This window comes from Streptomyces sp. DvalAA-43, assembly GCF_900091725.1.
GTDB lineage: Bacteria > Actinomycetota > Actinomycetes > Streptomycetales > Streptomycetaceae > Streptomyces > Streptomyces pulveraceus.
This window is the reverse complement of sequence record NZ_FMBW01000068.1, coordinates 1-1,406: the sequence shown is the minus strand read 5'-3', so window position 1 is coordinate 1,406 and position 1,406 is coordinate 1. Positions and strand designations below refer to the sequence as shown.

The window sequence follows — 1,406 nt, the reverse complement described above, 5'->3', positions numbered from 1 at the left end:
CTAGTACTGCAACGGTCTTTGCTCTGACGGGTTGGCAGTCTCGGGTGGTGTGTGGCCGCGGCGTTTGTAGTGGCTGCTGCGTGCCTGGAACTGTCGTCTGCGGCGCCAGTGGGACCAGTGGAGGACGTGGCTGATGGGTGCTGGTTGGCGGTGGGTGAGGCGGGCGATCAGGCGTCGGATTTCGGGGAGGGTCAGGGGTATGAGCTGGGAGGATCCGTTTCTGCTTTCCCGGTGTCGAGTGCGCGGGCTCGCAGGACGGTGAGGCAGGCGTGGGCGGCCATCGCGAGGGTGATGTGGCGGTGCCAGCCGTTGTAGCGGCGGACCTGGTAGTCGTCCAGACCGCACTCCTGCTTCGCGGTCTGGAAGCATTCCTCGACCGCCCACCGGCTGCCCGCGACGTGAATGAGTTCGTCGAGGGTGGTCTCGGCGGGGCAGTAGGCGATGTAGTAGGAGATCTGGTCGGGTCGGCTGACGCTTCGGCGGGCAATGACCCAGTGTCGGCGGTCCTCGCGGCGCCAGGGTCGGACCTCGACCCTGGCCCAGTCGTAGACCCGCGGGCCGTGGGCGCCCATCCCGCAGGACCGGCGCTTCCACTTTTGCCTCGACAGCCCGTTGAACAGGTCGTGAACGGGATGGTCCATGGCCCAGCGAGTGACGACGGTGTCGTGCCGGGTGGTGGCCATGACATGGAAGACATCCGCCCTCTCAAGCTCGGTCCGCCAGCCCTTGGGAAAGCCGTATGCGGCATCCGCGGTCACCCAACGAAACGGAATTCCCGCCGCGATCGCCCGGCGGACCATGGCCTTGGCGATGGCCACTTTCGTCTCGAAGGCAACCGTGTCCTCGATGCCCGCGGCCCGGCACCGGTCCCGGTCATCGGTCCATGACGTGGGCAGATACAGGCGCCGGTCGATCAACGTGCGACCTCGTTCCCCGGCATAGGCGAGGAAGACACCGACCTGACAATTCTCCGTGCGGCCCGCCGTTCCTGAGTATTGGCGTTGGACGCCGGCTGAGCGGACGCCCTTCTTCAGGAATCCGGTGTCGTCCACGATCAGCACCGCACCCGGGTCACCGAGATGCTCAACAACGTAGTCGCGGACGTCGTTGAGCACTTCATCAGCGTCCCAGTCACACCGATTCAACAGCCGGTGCATGCGGTCCGGGCCCCCATGCCCAGCCTCTTCCGCGAGTGTCCAGCCGTTCTTCCGCTCCAACGGCGCTATCAGCCCTCGCATATAGGCCAGCGCCGACTCACGCGGCTCCGACCGGGCAAACCGGTGCACGAACCGCTCATGCACCTCACCCAGACCCGCCGCCCACGCCCTCACATCACCAAGCACCCCACCCATGACCAGACCAACGACCAACCTGGCCACCAGTCACGCCAAACGCCGTTGCAGTAC

1 protein-coding gene is annotated in these 1,406 nt (G+C 66.1%); it reads right to left on the bottom strand.

Translation table 11 applies throughout. The features are described from left to right. Positions 1 to 191: 191 nt before the first annotated feature. Entirely contained in the window at positions 192 to 1,352 is a 1,161-nt protein-coding gene (locus GA0115234_RS27895; RefSeq protein ID WP_093547232.1) for an IS701 family transposase, read from the bottom strand. Between the last annotated feature and the right edge of the window lie 54 nt (positions 1,353 to 1,406).